Source organism: Chitinispirillales bacterium ANBcel5 (genome assembly GCA_029688955.1).
In the GTDB taxonomy this organism is placed as follows: domain Bacteria; phylum Fibrobacterota; class Chitinivibrionia; order Chitinivibrionales; family Chitinispirillaceae; genus Cellulosispirillum; species Cellulosispirillum alkaliphilum.
Genome location: JARUKZ010000032.1, coordinates 13,937 through 33,115 on the forward strand (window position 1 = coordinate 13,937; position 19,179 = coordinate 33,115).

Consider the following 19,179-nt stretch of genomic DNA (forward strand, 5'->3'; position numbering starts at 1 on the left):
CTTTCAGCACTCTTTTTACCTCTTGATAAGCAAATCTGTCATCAATTTCTGTAAGACATTCAAGGTTTAATGACCCAAAGATGGCTATGATTCTTTACCCCAAAGATATCCATTTGTTTTTTTCTCCAGCAGATCACAGGCTTTTTTCATGTTTATCTCCGGAAAAGTTTGGGAAAGGGCAGTAATTTTATTTTGAATACTTTTTAGAAAAACTTGTGCTTCTGAAGTATCAGGGGATTTGATTTCATGCTTAAGAGCGAGTAAAACATTTTCATAGGCACTGATAAATTGCAACGAGCGCTCATCAATACAACACTGTGCAAAACGTTGCCAAATAAAGGAGATAGCTAGTTCACTGGGATGAGCCATATCAGAGGCAAAAAAACGATAATCACGAAGTTCGTCAAGCAAAATCTCATATGAAGGGAAGTAATAAGAATCTGGGTACAATTCCTGAAGTTGACTAACAGAACACATAAGATGTGCTTTACTAACGCTGTTTTCATGGGGATCATTACGCAAATGACGTACCGGACTAATTGTGAAAATAATTTTTATACCAGGATTAATTGCATACACTAAATCTAGTGAATCTTTACAGGTTTGCACGATCTGTGAAACGGTTTCTAATTTGCGGCAAAATTCACTATTGGGTAGTTTATGACAGTTTGAAACCAAACGTCCATTCTCTTTTAACCGGTATGTGAACGCGGTTCCAAAAGTAAGAATCAGATGGGTGCAATCTTTAAGTGAATCGTGAGCTCTACTTATACTTTCATTTATCTTTTTTACTACTACCCGGTTTTTTTTCCCTGAAAAAGAAGAATGGTGATCAAAACAATGATATAAATCGTTATATTTGAAAAGATCTTTTTCTGTATATCCTTCACCAGAAACAACTCTTTTGACAGCAGCAGCCAAAGAGAGAGGATTAAACAGTATTCCGGTGGGATTACTATTTACAGAGAACAGATAGTTATTAAGCTTATCGGTGATATTTTCGGCAAAACAGGAGCCAAGAACCATAATACACTTATTATGAGAAATTGGTGTTTTGCACCTTTTAGCAGGCACTGTGGTTCTAAACAATAATTCTTTCATAGCGATTCATCTTTAACCATAAAAAATACCCGCAGTAACAGGGATGCTGAAGATTAATGATCGTGTATTTTCAGAAGATTTTCTTCTCGGCGAAAGCCTGGTTTTTGCCTCGTTCTAAATTGGTTCAGGGGATTTTTTTCAGCTCAATGTTTGTTGGATTCGGTAAACATCTTTTTTACCTGATTAATCGAGTCCAACGGTAATTTTCCCATCCATTATTACAAGCCCTTTAAATGCCTCTTGTGCAGTGCCGGAGGATTTAAATGACCTTGGTCCTTTTCCTGCACCAATATAGTAGCCTATTTTGTATACAGTATCTCCGCTTTTCACTGAAGCCGGCTCTATATGTATCCCAAGCATATCCACCCTGCAATTTTTCCAATAAGGTGGCGCGTTGCGCATTCCACCAGGAAGATAAAAAAGGCCTTTGGTCCTTCCCCACACAAACTGAAACAGAAGGTTGCTATTGATACTGGCCCAAAAAGAAGGGCAGGATACTTCTCTGAAATTTTTTTGAAAAGAGCTAAAAGACTCTTTAAGAGAGCCGCTTGAAAAGTCGAGATTATTTCCGGTCCAATGATCATTTACCAGATAAATTGGAGAAAGAAACTGCTCTTTTACATCTACATCCTGCTGGGCAACGATTTGATCCAGTACAAGCAATCCATCATCTCCCCACGTAAGAACCCTTACATCTCTATTGAGAAGCAGATTACCTGCCACCCCGTAGTATTCTATTCTTCCGCTGGTATCGAATCCATCCCTCTGAAAACGATCATAATGAAACATAACTTCCCATGACTTCACAGCCTGCACTAAAGAAGGGATTCCAAGCAAAGCGGCTTTAAAGGGAGCCACCAGTTCCGGTTGAGAATGTACGCTGAGTCCTATCTGGGGATGATCTCCCAGAGCTTTCCAGGCTACACTTCTGGTGGTACGCACATTTCTTCTGTAACAGACTTCTATAAATGGATAGATATGACTTGTGTTTATGGAGTTTTCAACCTGTCCCGCAGAAAGCCCTCTAAGCTCTTCGGTGAAAGGCAAAGCAGCCAACAGTGCCAGTTCAAGACCACTTTGACTCTGAAATAACAGCTCCCATCCTTCATGCTTTTGCTCAAAGCCAAAAACCCAGGGTCCAGTCCTTTGCTTATTAAGCATAAGGTTTTGGTTCATCCACGCCAGAAGCTTTGAAGTTAAGTGTAATGCTCGCGGATCTTTATGCCACAAGCCCCATGCAAGGGCAAGAGGGCGTGGTATGAACATGGGCATATCGTGCCCTCCGGGGGCAAAGATCAATCCTGTGGGTAGGCAGAAATGAAGCAAAATGTCAAAAGTTCTCTGGTGATTTTTACGCACTAAAAAGGAAGGACGTTCCCGGCCATGCAAAGAATATGCAGCAAATCCCAGTACAAGCCATAAACCATAGGAAAGTATCTCGGGATTAAAAAACCCATGATTTTCGGCTGTAAAATCGGGAAACAAGTTACAGGTGGTGACCGCTTTTGCTACAGAGTGATCAAAGTATTGAGAGTGATCAGAGGAATCAAACACACTTGAGGCAATATTTACCGACCATATCTTAAGTGTTTTCTCCCATAATGGTACATTTTTATGGTCCTCACAGAGGTTAATTGCCCAGGCAATAACCATGGCATCCTGAGCATTTTCCTCTACTTTGGTATCTACCTGGCTTCCACTGGGCGGAGATACCCCGATGAAACGATTGGCTTCATGGGCAACAATTTCTCTCGTTCTTCTTTTTAAACCCTTATCAAGAATATCGCCGGCAAATACTGAGGTGATAGCCAGCACGGTAGCCCACAAACTGCTCCTCCAATTTTCTCCCCACCGTTTACGTTCAAGAAATGTTGGTACATCTTTTCTGCCTGTTATGTGTGTATCACAAGCCCACCGAACCCCTTTTTTGATTCTTTCACTCAGCTCTTTTTGATTTATGGTTTCTTCAATGATTTCCGATTTTTTGAGGTAGTGAAAGGCAGAGAGTATACAAAGGATGTTGAGATGCGGCCTTATGACGTATTCTATTACCGGTGAAGATGATCCTACAGTGCGCATATTGAAACTTTGAGGGTCGGTAGATCCAAAAAGCCCGGTGGCATCACCGAAGTCCTGCCAGGATTCCAAATAATACGGTAGCGCTTTTGAGAGAAGCTTTAAAATTTTATCCGATTCCAGTTTCTCAGTAAAATGAAGCATTATTTTGCCCGTTTTGTTTAGTGTTTAAGCGGTCGCTCCATGGGATAGATAAAGATTGTATCCTCAGGAGCACTTTCTGTGCATTTTCTGGCAAATTCCCTGGCAGTATTTGAATCATAAAGAACCAGAAATGAATCACCAAAAAACCTGGGCAAGCGATCACCTTTTAACCACTCAATATGTTTATTTACCTGCAGACGCAGGAATTGTGTGTCGCTTCCGGAATAGCCAATTCCTAAATAAGCCATCACTACTCCTACCTATAGTAACTGTTTATGAGATGATCGAGAAAATATAAATAATATTGTAGTAGTAGAGCAAAAACCTGACCTTACAAACCAACGCTCCAGGAGCTGTTTTTTGAAAATGCACTATTCTCAAGAGCAGACAAAGTGCCAAAAACAGGAATTTGCTCCTCAAGCCCAAACCTGTTTAATTGATTTTCAATTTCGGGTGATGGATCTAAGATAGCAGCATATCGCCCCAGCTCTTTAATGTTTTGATGAAAATGAAGAATCTGTTTTGCCCCAACCTCATCAATATTCAATACATCTGACATCTCTAATACAACGACTTTCCATTTCGATGACAGAATCTTTTCAAATTCCTTTTTTAATCCCTCAATCTTAGAATCAACTACCATGCCAACCATCTGGAGTTGGGCATATCTGGTTTTTGGGAAAAAATAGAGGTCCAAATACTGCTCAGGGGCACTGGATTCAGTAGAAGCAATCTCGGTCTTGTGTTGTTTTAGCCTGTAGGTAACATTTTGAACGGTTTTGTAGGGAAGTTTCAATGTAGCAGCAATAATCCTTGGTTCAACTTCTCGCTTAACCAACCTGTACACTCGTCTGTACATTTCATCTGAAAGCTCTCCATGATTACTCTTCATATAACTTTTAACTCCCCTCGTTTCTCCCCTACATTCTATCTTTTTTATAAGCTGCAGTCAAGAGTTATAACAGGACTGTGGGCCTCAAAAAGATCACACACCAACACTTTTTTTTGATAATCACCATCTCTCTGAAAAATAATACCGATAAAAGCCCCTAATTCTTGTTTAAACACTATGAATAGGTGTAATTTTCTATTTTGGTGTTTTGATGTATTTTATGTAATAAAAATGAAAACTAAACTTGGAAAAATCGTCTCGTGATCAAAATAATCATAGTTTTTATACTCGCTGCAGTAACAATAGCCCACTCACTTGAACGTTTCACCAATTACGGCGCAACCACTGCTGCAAACGGTTTCTTAAAAAACAATGATTCACTCCTGGTAGCCTCAAGTGGTGGATTATTTATATATAACACTGCAACAGGAGATGGAGAGCTGATCGATGACTCCCACAGATTTCCTGACCCCGATCTCACTGCTATAACCCAGGATGAAGACGGCACCATCTGGATCGGCTCACGAAACGGCTATCTCTACCGCAGAAGCAGAAATGGAACCCATACTGTTTTTTCCAACTACCATTTAGCAGAGTGGGGAATCAATGATATTTATCCTTACAGAGACTATCTGTTAATTGCTTCTGACAGGGGGTGCAGTGTCTTTGATCCCAAACGAGAAGCTGCAATAAAAAATGCTTCCAGAATAGGAGACTTCTTCAGCTCCAGAGTAAATACCATTAGAAGCTATAACGACACCATCTATCTGGGCTGCGAGGAAGGTATTGCTACTTTAAGCACCGATTTGAGCAGAGCAAACTTTTATGACCGAACGATATGGGAAACCGATTCATCTCACAGAGTTATGGATTTTACAATCACTGATACGGGGGTCATCGGCTATTCCAGCCCACAGGTTACATTCAAAGGTAAACCTTACTCTGCTCAGCGAGGAAACCTGGTCATAGACTCAGAGGTAATTGGAATCACTCCACATTCCAATATTGTATCCTTTTACAACGATAATGATAACTGGTTATGGATTGGTACCGGTGGTTCCTATTTCTATCTATGGGATGGAGTTTCACAGGCAAAACAGATAACCATCCCGGGAATGCCCCTCAAAGATATCTCCAGAGTCTATACAGCAAAAAGTGGTGATGTATGGTTGCTGCCTGTTCCGGAAAACCAGCCAAGACGAAATACCGGGATCACCCGTTTTGATGGAACAAACTGGCAAATCTATAACAACTTCACGCATGGCGGCGATTTTGGTTATATCGGTGAAGGCCATCCAATGAACGGCATCACAGAAGATAGAAATGGCGATATGTGGGTTGGCACCTACGGTGGCCACATCAAACATATTTCTCCTGCTCAAAACAGCGTTTCACAGCTCTATATCGGAAGAAACGATGACACACGATTTGAATATATATCAGATGGTGGTGAGCTTCCCTGGGGTAAAACGCCTGCATTAGCCCTGGATTCTAATGGATACATCTGGTTTAGTGTTTACAGGCATCATCTGGGTGGCCTGATCTGCTTTAACCCTAATACTATTCCTGATGACAACCAAAGTGATCCTGTAAGAGCAGGTTTCAGAAGATTTTTTCCTGAAACATCTCCCCACTGGTCTGAGCGTATCAGACATATTAGCATAGACAAAAACAACAGAATTTTCACAGCCGATTTATCGGGCAGACTAATGATTCACAGCTACCAGGGGAACAACCCTCTCAGTGCGGAGTTAAGGGTTTTAAATTCATCTTCCAGTTTAGGCACTATCTCAAGAATAGAAGCGGCTCCTGATGGAACGACGCTAATTATTAGTTCCAGGGGACTTTTTGCTGTACACCCCAATTCTACAACTCCTGAGGCGTTAAACTCTAACATCTCTGCCACCTCTCTTGCGGTTCAAAATGAAGAAACACTATGGCTTGGAACCAACGAAAATGGAATCATACGGTATGACTTATTCACTGAAGAGGAGACCCGTTTTACTGTTGAGCAAGGTCTCATCTCAAACAATGTAGTGGACATAAATTATGATAAAGATAACGGTTTTCTTTGGATTGCCACCAATCAAGGATTATCCGTTCTTGACCTTGGAAGCACAGAGCCGATCTCCTCTGAAGAAAAAATTGTAGCTTATCCCAATCCATTTTCAATTAGTAACAGAAACCAGGGCGCCTCAAGAATTACCTTTTCAAAACTTGACCCCAACTCCAATGTCGCGATTTACGCCATGGATGGAACTTTGGCCAAACAAATTGCTTCAGAGCCGGTTTCACGATTTGAATGGAGAGCGCAGTGGCGTCCGGCATCAAACCTCTCTCCGGGAGTTTATTTCGCTATTATTTCCCCCACTGATAAAAGGCACAGAATTTTATTAATACCATAGATAATGATGAAAGAAAAAATAAATATCTGCTTTTTTTGCTCCCTTGCATCATTAAACACCGGTATGCCCATAAGCACTTATAAGATAATTAAACACTTTTCGGGCGATAAAAACTACCGTGTTCATGCTATTTTTCCAGAGCAGGGGGAGATGACTGAGCGACTCGCGGAAACAGAAACACATATTCATATAATTCCATTCAATCGTTTGAGATTGAAAAGCTTTGGAATTATCAAATTTTTTGTGGGCTATATGCCAGCGTTTATTAAATTCTTTTTGTTTTTAAAATCAAAAGATATAAAACTGGTACACTTTTCAGATCTTATTGATGCCCCGTTTTATCCTTGCGCATACCTTTCCGGAGCCCGTTGTATGAGCCATGTCAGAGTAGCCGCCGGAAAAGGATTACCAAAACTTCTCTTCAGATTTTGGACCCGTACATTCTGTTCAAAAGTCATCTTCATTTCACATTTTCTAAAAAACTTCTACGCTATCAATGGGAAGTTCTCAGAGGTAATTTACAACCCTGGTCCCGACTTATCTATATTCAATCCTTCAGTGAAAAGCAATGAGTATAGTTTTCTTTTGAAAGAAGAAAGAGTGCCTGTTGTGATGACTGCCTCTTTTCGCATTGAAAAAGGTCACTATAATTTCATCGATATAGCTCATAAAGTGCAACAAACAGTTCCGGGCAAAGCCTTTTTCATAATTATTGGAGGAAAAGTTGAAGGGCACGAGAACTATTACAATGACGTGATGACTAGCATTGTTAACAAGGGGCTTCAAAACAGTTTTCTGATTACAGGAAACCTAAGCCATCTGCAAATAGCAAAAATATTAAAGCTTGCCGGGGTTTTTCTTATGGTTCCGGATTGGCAAGAGGGATTAGGAGGGGCACACCTTGAAGCAATGGCTTTGAAAACCCCTGTGGTCTGTTATGATAGTGGTGGATTAGCCGAGTGTTTCACCGATTCTGTTTCGGGTTTTTTGGTCCCTAAACATGCTAACACTACTGCGGCCCAAAAAGTTGCTTATCTTATAGCCAATAAAAAGATGAGAGAAAAGATGGGGAATCATGCCTACGATGAACTTAAAAGCCGTTTTTCCCATCAAAAATATATCAGTTCTATTGAGAATTGCTACTGTTCACTACTGGAAGTAAGCATGTAGTCGAAACATTTGCATATTTTTCAAGCGAATCGTAGCATTGAAGATAGCTTTTTTTTAACATTGTAATTCTGAATTAAATAGCTAGTGTCGGAGTTCACAAAAAATTAACTACTCAACTTTTTTCAGAAAACATAAATTCATCATTTAGGAATAAAACAAGTATCCGCTCATGGTACAGATAGAATCTATCGAACTTACCAATTTTTCCCAATGGCTTCGGGTTACAAAGAAGTGCGAATATGCGACTTTCTTTCATACTCCTTATTGGTTTCGTCTCTTTGGATCAGAAAAAGAGATTTGTGCTCGCACTATCAAATTTTCTGATAAGAAAATTGCGGTTATACCCCTGCTCGAATGCTCAAAACTTTGTGGATTTATAAAAGACTACTTTTGCTCACCTTGTGCCACTTATGGTGGCTGGATATCTGAAGACGATCTCAGTAACGAACATAAAAAAGCCTTATTCAAATTTATGTTGCAAAAAAAGAATCTCATCTGGCGTGAAAATCCTCTATCAAATACTATTTGTAGTGCCCCCCCCAAAAAGTATAGTGTAAAAACAGATTACACGCATATGATATGCTTAAAAAACAAAAGTATAGAAGAGATCCATTCTGCTATGAGCCAGTCTCACAAACGATCACTTAAAAAAGCATTACGGCAGAACATTCAAATTATACAGGCTCAGTCTGTTGAGCACTGGAAAATGTATTACCATCTCTATGAGCTATCTCTAAATAGGTGGAAAGAAGGTGGTAAGGAGAAGAAAACCCGGACAATTTACCCCTGGTCTTTGTTTGAAAAAATCATCGATTTAGAAAGTAGTACTGCAACTCTTTGGCTTGCAATGTTTGAAGAAAAAGCGATTTCGGGTATGCTTTGTTTTTACTGGAACAGTCATGCTGTTTACTGGCATGGTGCATCTGATTCCAGCTACTTTTCTCTTCGTCCGAATAATCTTTTATACTGGAGGGTGATATGTGATGCTGCTGAGCGGGGATACAAGTGGTTTGATTTTAATCCAAGTGGTGGCTACTCCGGTGTACAATCATTTAAGGAACAGTTCGGAGCCCAACGCTGCACAAGTCGCGTATTCCAAAATCCCTCACTGCTTCGCAAGAACCTGACAGCTGTACGCAAAGCTTTTCTTTAGTCGCTTCGCCTACAGCCATCAATTCTATAATTTACTCACCTCTTTTGGACCTAATAGCTTATACTTATTTTTAATAAACAGATCAACTGCCCTCTCTGTATCATCAAAACGAAGGAAAAGGATAGCTTTATTAGAGTACTGCTCTACAAAGGAGTAGGTGTATTCAACATTTATGTGTTCCTGGTCACAAAGTTTCATAATCTCAAAAAACAACCCTTCGCGATCTTCAATTTCAACGGCTAAAACCGGGTTAAGTTTTACCATAAAGCCGGCTTCTTTTAATATTTTCAGCGCATCATCGGGTTTATTGACGATCATGCGTAAAATACCAAAGTCAGAAGAATCTGCAACTGTAAGGGCCCTGATGTTAATAGAACTATCTTTTAGTGCTTGTGCTACACTTGCAAGGCGCCCGGCCTTATTTTCCAAAAATACGGAAATCTGCTGAACTACCATTTTTTACCCCTCTGCCTCAAATGTTTCTCTTGTCGATAATGCGTTTTGCTTTTCCTTCACTGCGCTCAATGCTTCGTGGCTCTACCAGCTTGACTTTACTGCTTATCAGAAGAGAATCCCGCAATTGGTGCTCTATTTCTTTCTCTTTTAGCTCTATCACTTTCAATTCATCTGAGAAAATTGTCTCGGTCATCTCAACCTGTACTTCAAGCAGATCCATACTTCCTCTTCTCTCCACGATAAGCTGGTAGTGAGGCTCTACTCCGTCAACCTGAAGCAGTACATGCTCAACCTGAGAAGGAAATATGTTTACTCCCCGAATGATAAGCATGTCATCGGTCCTGCCAAGGATACGATGCATCCTTACAGAAGTACGTCCACATGCACATGGTTCTCTAGTCAGATAGGTAATGTCACGGGTTCTGTAACGAAGAACCGGTGAGCCCTCTCTTGATATGGTTGTAAAAACAAGTTCCCCCTTCTGCCCCTCCGGTAGTATTTCGCCTGTTGATGGATCGATTATTTCAGGGTAGAAGTGGTCTTCAAACACATGGAGCAAATCCTGACATTCACATTCTGAAGCTACTCCCGGACCAATGATCTCAGTTAGCCCAAAGATATCTATAGCTTTCACATTGAGCTTTTCCTGAATTTCAGCACGCATATTTTCACTCCAGGGCTCGGCTCCAAAGAAGCCAACCCTGAGGGGTAACTTTGAAAAATCTACACCCTCATCTTTTCCTGCTTCAGCTAAATACAAACTGTAGGAAGGAGTGCAGGTAAGAGCAGTAGCTCCAAAATCACGCATAACTGATAGTTGCCGCTTAGTATTGCCTACAGAAATTGGTATGACCATGGCACCGATACGTCTTGCCCCGTAATGAGCACCAAGCCCCCCGGTAAAGAGTCCGTATCCATAGCCATTTTGGATCACATCTTTTGATGTTACGTCACCCATAGAAAGAGTTCTTGCCATAACCTCAGACCACAGGTCAATATCATTTTGAGTATAAGCACCAACGACAGGTTTACCGGTTGTACCAGAAGAGGTGTGTATCTCAACAATATCCTCCTGCTTTGAAGCTAAAAGTCCATAAGGGTAAACCTCCCGCATCTCATCCTTTGTGGTAAAGGGGAGATTTTTGATATCGGAAATCTCCTTTATATCAGAAGGCTTAATCCCACACTCATCGAGTTTTGATTTGTAAAAGGGAACATTAGTATAGATTCGTTCTACTGTTTTTTGAAGTCTTTTCCCCTGAAGTTTTTTAAGATCTTCAAGGGGCATGGTTTCGCTCTTTTTATCCCAAATCATCTGAAAAAAACACCCTTTCTGAAAAGTCTCAAACGATCTATGAAATATAGAAAAAGACAGCACTAAGGAATTAATTTTTTTTCAACAGCATTATATAGCACAGCAACATAGTTAAAAAAATAACCTGGCATACATATAGGCAATTCCCTCACTGACTACATTCCTGAACCCTGCACTTGAATTCCACCATTTTGCAGGATCATATGAGCTATCCGGAATTGCAATTATTCCAATGGTGTACTCCTTGCCCAGCACTGTTCGAAAAAGGTGCCCACTGCGCCGTGAATGTACATCAAAGCTACATAAATCAAATGATATGAAGTTGTGATCCATTTGCTCCAACATCTCTTTCAGTGCCAAAGCTGAGGTAAGGGTACGATCTTTTCGAACCTGAGGTGCTGGTACTGAATGTAAAAACGTATCCGCAATTCCAAGAGCATTCAAGGTAGCAGCGCCAAGGTGTGCATAAGTACCGTAATCGCTCAAAAAAGACCCCTCTTCCAGTACTCCACCTGTAACAAAAACATACTCGTAATCCCTTTCATTGAAAATATCAACCACCATCTCCATGGCATCATCCCGCATCCAGCCTTCAACGATTAAAGCATTCCCCCTAACAGGAGCAGTGGGAGAAAGATAGGACTGGATATTGAAGATTAAAAGTGTAAAAAAAAGAGCCAGTAGGGTAAAAATCAGCACCCAGCCAAAAGCTGTTGGTACAACAATCTCCCTTTTAGTTAAAATAAGAGCCTTTTTCATAGCATTCTTCACATTTTTAATAAATAAACTACTTGCCTGATCAATAAAAATAATATGGAAAAAAAGTATATTCAGGAAACAAAGAGCTTTTCCTAAAACGAAGTAACTATGAAAAGTGTTGTATAGTATCTATTCGTAACAAACAAGGCGCTTACTAAGTCATGGCGATTCTCATCAAATTTCTTTCGATACCTCTGTATCCTCTTGGATTGGTAATTACTCTACTTATTGCCTCTACAGTTATTCCAAACAAAGCAAGAAAGCTTAAAAAGGCACTATTCGTAGCCTCACTTCTCTTTCTTTATCTTTTTTCCATCGAACCGGTCTCCCGATTTCTGGCACGAGGGCTGGAGATGCGATATGACTACCGGCTCCCTTCTGAAGCACAGGACGCCTCTGCAATTGTGATACTCGGTGGCGGTGGTCGGCCAATTTATTGTTTTAGTGAGTATCCCGAAATAAATAGTGCTGGTGATAGAATTCTTCATGGCGCAAGACTGTTCAAAGACAGTTTATCTCCAAGGATAATTGTAACTGGTGGCCACCTCTGGTCCGATAACATAAGAACCAGTGAAGCATACCACCACTCAATGCTTCTCACCGGACTCTTTGATATCGATTCCAGCAATATACTACTGGAGCCCAAAGCCCGTAACACCTATGAGCATGGACCGTATGTTGAGGGTATACTGGACTCCCTTGAACTCCCTCGTGAAATAATTTTAGTAACCAGTGCAGCACATATGCCCCGATCTGTTGCAGTGTTTAAAAAAAGAGGTTTTACGGTTTTTCCTGCCCCAATTGACTATTATGGTAGAACAGATACGTTTCAATCTGTGCTGGATTTTTTCCCCAAAGCTTCAGCCCTGGATATATCTACAAAAATGATGCATGAGTATTACGGATGGATTGGCTATAAGCTTCTGGGCTGGATTTAAGCAACTATACTCTTTAACACACCTGTGAATTCCAATGAGATCTACTCAGATTTCCCCCTCTTTACCCATTCCTAAATAATGGTTATTGACTATTTAAGGTATAATCTCCTATATTAATAGCGTACTTACCTTTACATCATTTTACAACATGGCCTTTTACCGGAGTTAAGTCATCAAATTATGAACCTTAAAATTCTCCCCACAAAACACCTAACTCCTAAAAAGCTACTCTTTTTATCTCCTATACTTATAGCTGGTCTAATATTTCTTAACTCCCTTAGAAACAAAACTTACACTATTTTACCAAACGAGCAGTATCAGGGCTTTGTATACGACGACAGAGCAGACCAGGGGAATTCTATCATTTATGGCATCTCTGACAGCAGCGGTATGAACTTAGAGTTCAGACTACAACAGGGGTTTAACCATCCCTATGTGGGAGTTATCTTTCATCTCAATGAAGATTCAGACTACACGGACATCTCCATGTATGATTTTTTAAGCGTTAAAATACGTGCAGATGAACCACCTGATCTTGCTTTTCACCTCAGAAGCTTTGTAGAAGGTTTTACTAACCCCGATGATCATATGAGTTACAGATTTCTTGTAAGAGAAGTCATGAGTTCCAATAGCCAGCATACTTTTAGATTACCCCTAAGTTCATTCTCGACCCCTCAATGGTGGTATAGCTTGTATAGGCGTGAACCTAACGAATTTCCCAAAGAAAAATTTTCCTGCATAGCATCTTTGGTGATTCAAAGCGGTACTAGTACCCCGGTAGATAAAAACCTCAGCATGAATATAGAATCAATCAGGTTTGAAAAGAATTTAGCATCAAGAGCAATCTCCTTTCTTTTATTTTTGATTATCTATGGTGTGGGCGGTTTTGTTATTTACTCTGTCTTTGTGAGAAAAAAGAAAAAAACCCCGCAAAAATTGATCGTTACTTACGAGCCGCTCAAGGTCCAGAGCTATACCGACGAAGAGACCAAGAGAATAGTTTCATTTATCGCCCGTTCCTTCAATAACCCAAATCTCGATGCTGTAAATATTGCAAGAGAAGTTGGTATATCTCCCAATAAGATTTCAAGTGTACTTAGAAAGAGTATGTCATGCAGTTTAAAGCAGTATTTAAATAGTATAAGAATTACAGAGGCAAAGCGATTGCTGCGTTCCACCGATCGCCAAATTGCAGAAATATCACGTAAAGTTGGTTACAACAATGTAGCTCACTTTAACAGAATGTTCAAAATAACTGAAGGGGTTACTCCTAATCAGTATCGAAAAAAATCACATACCTGAATTCATAATTTCCTTCACTATCATTCACCTTTTACGATTCCCCTCTCTTTTTTCTTCTACTATTACCTTCTACTCATCATTATCAAAATCAAAAGCTTACATGATATGATCAATTTTTTAAGATAAAAATGTGAAGAACAGGAACGCCCAGCCAACTAAGCCCTATACTTCTGTTTTTCAAATACTTACATGCATTTACATTTAAGTGGCAGAGTTTTGTTTACTCTAACTAGATTTTTTCCAAAATCAAATGGTGTAAATTTTTATTAAGAGTTTATCCCGGGAAACTCTTCAAATAGTTTGATCGACTTAACCTTTTCTACTCTATTTTAAAGGAGATAAATATGAAATCCTTGTACCTAGTGTCAGTAGTATCTTTATTAATATTCTGCTCCAGTACTAATCCCTTAAGTACTACTGAAGATATCAGCCATCTGGAGTCGGTCGTCATTATCGATAATTTTGAGAACAGTTACGATAAACGCCCTGAACAAAATTACCTCTCAGGACTGTCTTATCACCTCGGTGATACTCTTCCTACTAAAGATCATGGGATTTGGGTAATATATCATAATGACGAGAGTAGTATGTTTGCCCCTAACGGTGAGCAGATGAACACAGGTACACAAGTATCTTTTGGCGCGGAAAATAATTTTTACCGGGCAGTAGGACCGTGGGGCAAAGAGGGAAACGGGCTCCATCTTAGTATGCACCTTAAAGGTGATAATTACCCCCACATTGGCGTTGGAACAGCGTTTTTGGGCATTTACGGTAGAAGTTGGTATGATTTTTCTTCACTGGAAAAAGTCACCTTCTGGGCCAAAGGTTCTGGCTCCTTCTATGTAAGTATGACTACAGATACTATCCACAACGGCTACCCACCGGGGGATAACTGGGGAAATTTTGCTGCAACCATAACCCTAAGCGATGAGTGGACCTACTATGAAATACCGGTTGAAGATTTTGTTGCAAGGCCCTATTCAAGTGCCAGAAATGATGGCCTTGTATGGGAAGATGGTAAAGACAAGGTCACATTTTTTGAATTTGTAAGCCATCAGTCATACGACAAAATAGCCAATGAAGAGCTTGAGCTTTTTGTGGATGCCATTCATTTTCATGGTATTGAGTACTCGATTTTTGGTATAAATAAATAACATTGCAAGCATCTGCGGTCATACATTTTTCTGACCGCAGATGCTTTTTTTTACCGCTATAACAGTAAACACATTTGTATCCGGAGTCTCACCCAACACTCTAAGGGGTACCAAAAGTACGTTTTAGCACAACAGTAATAGTAGCCCCGATCTCTTCTAACTCACTCCTACTTCATTTAATTTTAAGCTTTTAAGTATCTGTTCTGTAACATATATTATAGGATCATTCTATTCTCTGAAATACCTTTCCCTCCTCTTCGGTCTTATCCAACAGCATAGAGCTAAATATCGAAGGGTGAACGGTGGGAGGGGTAGTTGAGAACTTACGTTTTCTGTGCAGCAAAACAAATAAATTCCATACATAAATTTCAGGAGACCTTTATGAAATACGGTTATTTTGATGATTCACAGCGTGAGTATGTTATAACCACCCCTCAGACCCCCTATCCCTGGATAAACTATCTTGGAAGCCAGGATTATTTTTCACTGATTTCCAACACCTCGGGTGGATATAGCTTTTATAAGGATGCCAGACTTCGTAGAATTACCCGTTATCGCTACAACAATATTCCGGTAGATAACAATGGGCGTTATTTTTATATCCGTGAAGGTGATGATTTTTGGTCACCAGGGTGGAAACCGGTAAAGCGTGGTTTAAACGAGTACCAGTGCAGACATGGTATGGGCTATACAATTATAAAAGGCACACGCAACGGACTCGCTGCTGAAGTGCTCTATTTTGTTCCATCAGATTTTAATGGTGAGGTACAGAAAGTAACTCTTACCAATAATACCGATAAAGCGAAGAATTTTACTCTCTTTTCCTATGTAGAATGGTGCCTGTGGAATGCTCAGGACGATATGACCAACTTCCAGAGAAACTTTAACACCGGAGAGGTTGAGGTTGATGGATCTACGATTTACCATAAAACCGAATACCGCGAACGCAGAAACCATTACGCCTTCTATACAGTAAACAGACCAGTCTCCGGCTTTGACACAGATAGAGAAAGTTTTATGGGCCGTTATAATGGACCGGAAAATCCGGAAGCGGTACTTGATGGAAAGTCAAGAAACTCGGTTGCTGATGGATGGTCGCCTATAGCTTCACACAGTATTACTATAACCCTTGAGCCCAAAGAAAGCACCGAGCTTGTTTTTGTACTGGGGTATGTAGAGAATGATGAAGAGAAGAAATGGGAGTCTCCCGGAGTTATTAATAAAGAGAAAGCAAAAGAGATGATTTCGCTTTTCTCAACCAGCAGTGGGGCAGACAAAGCACTATCAGAACTAAAGAAAAGCTGGGACGACCTTCTTTCCCGTTATGTTCTGGACAGCAGTGATGAGAAGCTAAATCGTATGGTAAACATTTGGAATCAATACCAGTGTATCATTACTTTTAACATGTCCCGCAGTGCTTCATATTTTGAATCTGGAATCGGACGTGGGATGGGCTTTCGCGATTCTAACCAGGATATTGCGGGCTTTGTCCATCAGCTCCCTGACAGAGCAAGAGAGCGAATACTCGATTTAGCTGCTACACAGCTGGAAGATGGTGGTGCTTATCATCAGTATCAGCCGCTCACAAAAAAAGGTAATGACGAAATTGGTGGAGATTTCAACGATGATCCTCTGTGGCTTATCTATTCCACCAGTGCCTATATAAAGGAAAGTGGTGACTGGAGTATACTTGAAGAATCGGTACCTTACGACAACAACCCAGATAAAGCAAAGCCATTTCTTGACCACCTTAAAAGATCATTTCATCATGTGGTTGAAAACCGTGGACCTCACGGTCTGCCGCTTATAGGCAGAGCAGACTGGAATGACTGCCTTAACCTCAATTGCTTTTCTTCCACACCGGATGAATCGTTTCAGACATGCACAAGTAAGGATGGAAAAACTGCAGAATCGATTTTTATCGGTGGAATGTTTGTTAGCATTGGAAAAGAGTATGTAAGGATCCTTGAGCATCTGGGCAAAAACGATGAAGCCAAAGCTGCTAATGAACATATCGAAACCATGAAAGACGCAATAATTAAGCATGGCTGGGATGGAGAGTGGTTTTTAAGGGCTTACGATGATAACGGTGATAAGGTAGGAAGCAGTGAAAATGAGGAAGGCAAGATCTTCATTGAGCCACAAGGGTACTGCGTTATGGCTGGTATAGGAGTGGAAGATGGTATGGCAGCAAAGGCCCTGGAATCTACCCGTAACTACCTGGATAGTGACCACGGAATGGTGCTGGTAAACCCTCCTTATTCCAAATACCATATTAATTTAGGTGAAATCTCATCCTATCCTCCTGGATACAAAGAGAATGCAGGAATCTTTTGCCACAATAATCCCTGGGTAATAATAGCAGAAACTGTTTTAGGTCAGGGAAACTTTGCTTTTGAACATTATAAGAAAATTGCTCCTGCGTACCGGGAAGATATCAGCGACAAACACAGGATGGAACCATACGTTTATTCACAGATGATTGCCGGTAAAGATGCAGGGCGCCATGGAGAGGCTAAAAACTCCTGGCTTACCGGTACTGCTGCATGGAACTTTATTGCAGTATCGCATTGGATTCTTGGGGTACGTCCTGATTATGAAGGTCTGATTGTCGACCCTTGTATACCACAGGAATGGAACGATTTTTCCGTAAAAAGAGTTTTTAGAGGCTCTACTTACAATATTAACGTAAAAAATCCAGACCATGTTTCTAAAGGTGTAAAAACAATAACGGTCAATGGAAAGGAAATAGAGGGAAATATTATACCGGTTTATAATGATAATGCTGTACATACAGTTGAAGTTATAATGGGATGATGTTATAATGTGCTGGATAAGTAATCTTATCCAGCACAATAAAGTTTTCCTTTGGCAATTGAATTTTGCGTAGCTTTAAAAAGATATACGTTTAGAGGCGAGGTTTAGAGACATATGTCTCATTTAATCCTTATTGAAAAGCTGTGAAATATCTAAACACAACACTGGTAGAGAAAATTTTGAACCTTAAAAAAAGGACTTAATGATGACCCCTCAGATTACCTCAATTATTCTCGCCGGAGGTCAGGGACGCCGTCTTCATCCACTGACCAAAGCACGTTCAAAACCAGCGGTTCCTATAGGCGGTAAATTCAGATTAATCGACATCCCAATTAGTAACTGCCTGCACCATGGAATCAGACAAATTTGGGTTTTGACTCAGTTTGCTTCCGAATCGCTTCACAGACATATTTTCCAAACCTACAGAATGGACAACTTTTCCAAAGGATTTGTTTCTGTGCTTGCTGCATCCCAAACTCTGGACAGCAAGGGGTGGTATCAGGGTACTGCTGATGCGGTACGAAAAAACCTTACCAATTTCAGGCAATCCGGAGAAAACATCCTTTTACTTTCAGGGGACCATCTTTACAGGATGGATTTCCACAATTTTCTTAAATTTCACCAGGAACATGAGGCTGATATTTCCTTGAGCGTTGTTCCGGTGGAAAGATCAAAGGTCAGTGAGCTTGGGATAATGAAAATGGATGCCAATTACAAGGTCCTTGATTTTGTTGAAAAACCCAAGGATGATTCTGTTATCGATAACTTTGAGCTTCCATTACAGCTTCGTCCTCCCAAAGATAATGGCAGTGATGAAGAACGCTCTCATGTGGGATCTATGGGTATTTACCTCTTTAAAAAACAGGTCCTTATCGATCTTCTTGACAAGTATGACTTTGATGACTTTGGCAAACAAATTATCCCCGCAGCTATCTCCAATTATAATGTGGCTGCATACCCTTTTTCAGGATATTGGGAGGACATTGGGACAATTAAAGCCTTTTTTGATTCACATATTTCTTTGACCACTCCCAATTCACCTTTTAATTTTTATGATCAGGAAAAGCCCATTTTTACTCACGCACGTTTTCTTCCAGCTGCAAAAATCAGCGGCTCATCCATTGATTCATCTATTGTATGCGAAGGGTCTATGATTGAAAACGCGACCATAGCTGACAGTGTGATAGGTGTTAGATCTGTAATCCGAAAAGGGTGTAATCTATCCCGGGTTATTTTTATGGGTGCCGATTACTATGATGAGCACGGAACTATGGGAATAGGTAAGAACTGCAGAATCGAAAATGCTATTCTCGACAAAGACGTTCACATTGGAGACGATGTAAATCTCACGAATGTAGAAAATATTCAAAATGGCGAACGCGATGGAATAATTATTAGGGATGGAATTATCGCAGTCCCTAAGGGGATGCATGTACCTTCCGGATACACTTTATAATTTTTCATCGCGAACTGATATAACCTTAAGTTCGCTTAAGA

The 19,179-nt window shown here is 40.3% G+C and carries 15 protein-coding genes; 8 read left to right on the forward strand and 7 right to left on the reverse strand.

Annotation, left to right across the window (positions count from 1 at the left end; translation table 11 throughout):
• Window positions 1–84: 84 nt before the first annotated feature.
• The 4 genes from QA601_14620 to QA601_14635 form a co-directional block, all read right to left on the reverse strand.
• Entirely contained in the window at window positions 85–1,101 is a 1,017-nt protein-coding gene (locus tag QA601_14620; protein ID MDG5816326.1) for a GSCFA domain-containing protein, read from the reverse strand.
• A 183-nt stretch (window positions 1,102–1,284) separates the two neighbouring features.
• On the reverse strand, window positions 1,285–3,321 hold the full coding sequence (locus QA601_14625) for a hypothetical protein (protein ID MDG5816327.1): 2,037 nt from the start codon (window positions 3,319–3,321) through the stop codon (window positions 1,285–1,287).
• Between the two features lie 17 nt (window positions 3,322–3,338).
• Window positions 3,339–3,569 (reverse strand): hypothetical protein, encoded by a 231-nt coding sequence (locus QA601_14630; GenBank protein MDG5816328.1) that lies wholly within the window; start codon window positions 3,567–3,569, stop codon window positions 3,339–3,341.
• Between the two features lie 83 nt (window positions 3,570–3,652).
• A complete protein-coding gene (locus QA601_14635; GenBank protein MDG5816329.1) occupies window positions 3,653–4,213 on the reverse strand; it encodes an STAS domain-containing protein in 561 nt (186 codons plus the stop codon).
• 260 nt (window positions 4,214–4,473) lie between these two features.
• Here QA601_14635 and QA601_14640 point away from each other — a divergent pair, with 260 nt between their 5' ends.
• From QA601_14640 to QA601_14650, 3 genes are all read left to right on the forward strand, one after another.
• On the forward strand, window positions 4,474–6,618 hold the full coding sequence (locus tag QA601_14640) for a two-component regulator propeller domain-containing protein (protein ID MDG5816330.1): 2,145 nt from the start codon (window positions 4,474–4,476) through the stop codon (window positions 6,616–6,618).
• Between the two features lie 150 nt (window positions 6,619–6,768).
• Window positions 6,769–7,788 carry a glycosyltransferase family 4 protein gene (locus QA601_14645; protein MDG5816331.1) on the forward strand — a complete coding sequence of 340 codons (1,020 nt, stop codon included), beginning with the start codon at window positions 6,769–6,771 and terminating at the stop codon, window positions 7,786–7,788.
• Window positions 7,789–7,957: 169 nt separating this feature from the next.
• A complete protein-coding gene (locus tag QA601_14650) occupies window positions 7,958–8,941 on the forward strand; it encodes a GNAT family N-acetyltransferase (protein MDG5816332.1) in 984 nt (327 codons plus the stop codon).
• Between the two features lie 24 nt (window positions 8,942–8,965).
• Here QA601_14650 and QA601_14655 read toward each other — a convergent pair whose 3' ends face one another.
• The 3 genes from QA601_14655 to QA601_14665 form a co-directional block, all read right to left on the reverse strand.
• Window positions 8,966–9,397 carry an ACT domain-containing protein gene (locus tag QA601_14655; protein ID MDG5816333.1) on the reverse strand — a complete coding sequence of 144 codons (432 nt, stop codon included), beginning with the start codon at window positions 9,395–9,397 and terminating at the stop codon, window positions 8,966–8,968.
• 16 nt (window positions 9,398–9,413) lie between these two features.
• Complete coding sequence (locus QA601_14660) at window positions 9,414–10,712, reverse strand: phenylacetate--CoA ligase (GenBank protein ID MDG5816334.1); 1,299 nt, start codon at window positions 10,710–10,712, stop codon at window positions 9,414–9,416.
• Window positions 10,713–10,823: 111 nt separating this feature from the next.
• Entirely contained in the window at window positions 10,824–11,471 is a 648-nt protein-coding gene (locus tag QA601_14665; GenBank protein MDG5816335.1) for a hypothetical protein, read from the reverse strand.
• A gap of 161 nt (window positions 11,472–11,632) precedes the next feature.
• On the opposite strand from QA601_14665, the gene QA601_14670 reads away from it, so the two are divergent.
• The 5 genes from QA601_14670 to QA601_14690 all read left to right on the forward strand — a co-directional run bounded on the left by QA601_14670 (window position 11,633) and on the right by QA601_14690 (window position 19,138).
• A complete protein-coding gene (locus QA601_14670; protein MDG5816336.1) occupies window positions 11,633–12,409 on the forward strand; it encodes a YdcF family protein in 777 nt (258 codons plus the stop codon).
• A 180-nt stretch (window positions 12,410–12,589) separates the two neighbouring features.
• Entirely contained in the window at window positions 12,590–13,711 is a 1,122-nt protein-coding gene (locus QA601_14675) for an AraC family transcriptional regulator (GenBank protein MDG5816337.1), read from the forward strand.
• 344 nt (window positions 13,712–14,055) lie between these two features.
• Window positions 14,056–14,865, forward strand: a complete 810-nt coding sequence (locus QA601_14680; GenBank protein ID MDG5816338.1) for a hypothetical protein — start codon at window positions 14,056–14,058, stop codon at window positions 14,863–14,865.
• 381 nt (window positions 14,866–15,246) lie between these two features.
• Window positions 15,247–17,682 carry a hypothetical protein gene (locus QA601_14685; GenBank protein MDG5816339.1) on the forward strand — a complete coding sequence of 812 codons (2,436 nt, stop codon included), beginning with the start codon at window positions 15,247–15,249 and terminating at the stop codon, window positions 17,680–17,682.
• Between the two features lie 202 nt (window positions 17,683–17,884).
• Complete coding sequence (locus QA601_14690) at window positions 17,885–19,138, forward strand: glucose-1-phosphate adenylyltransferase (protein ID MDG5816340.1); 1,254 nt, start codon at window positions 17,885–17,887, stop codon at window positions 19,136–19,138.
• Window positions 19,139–19,179 lie beyond the last annotated feature (41 nt).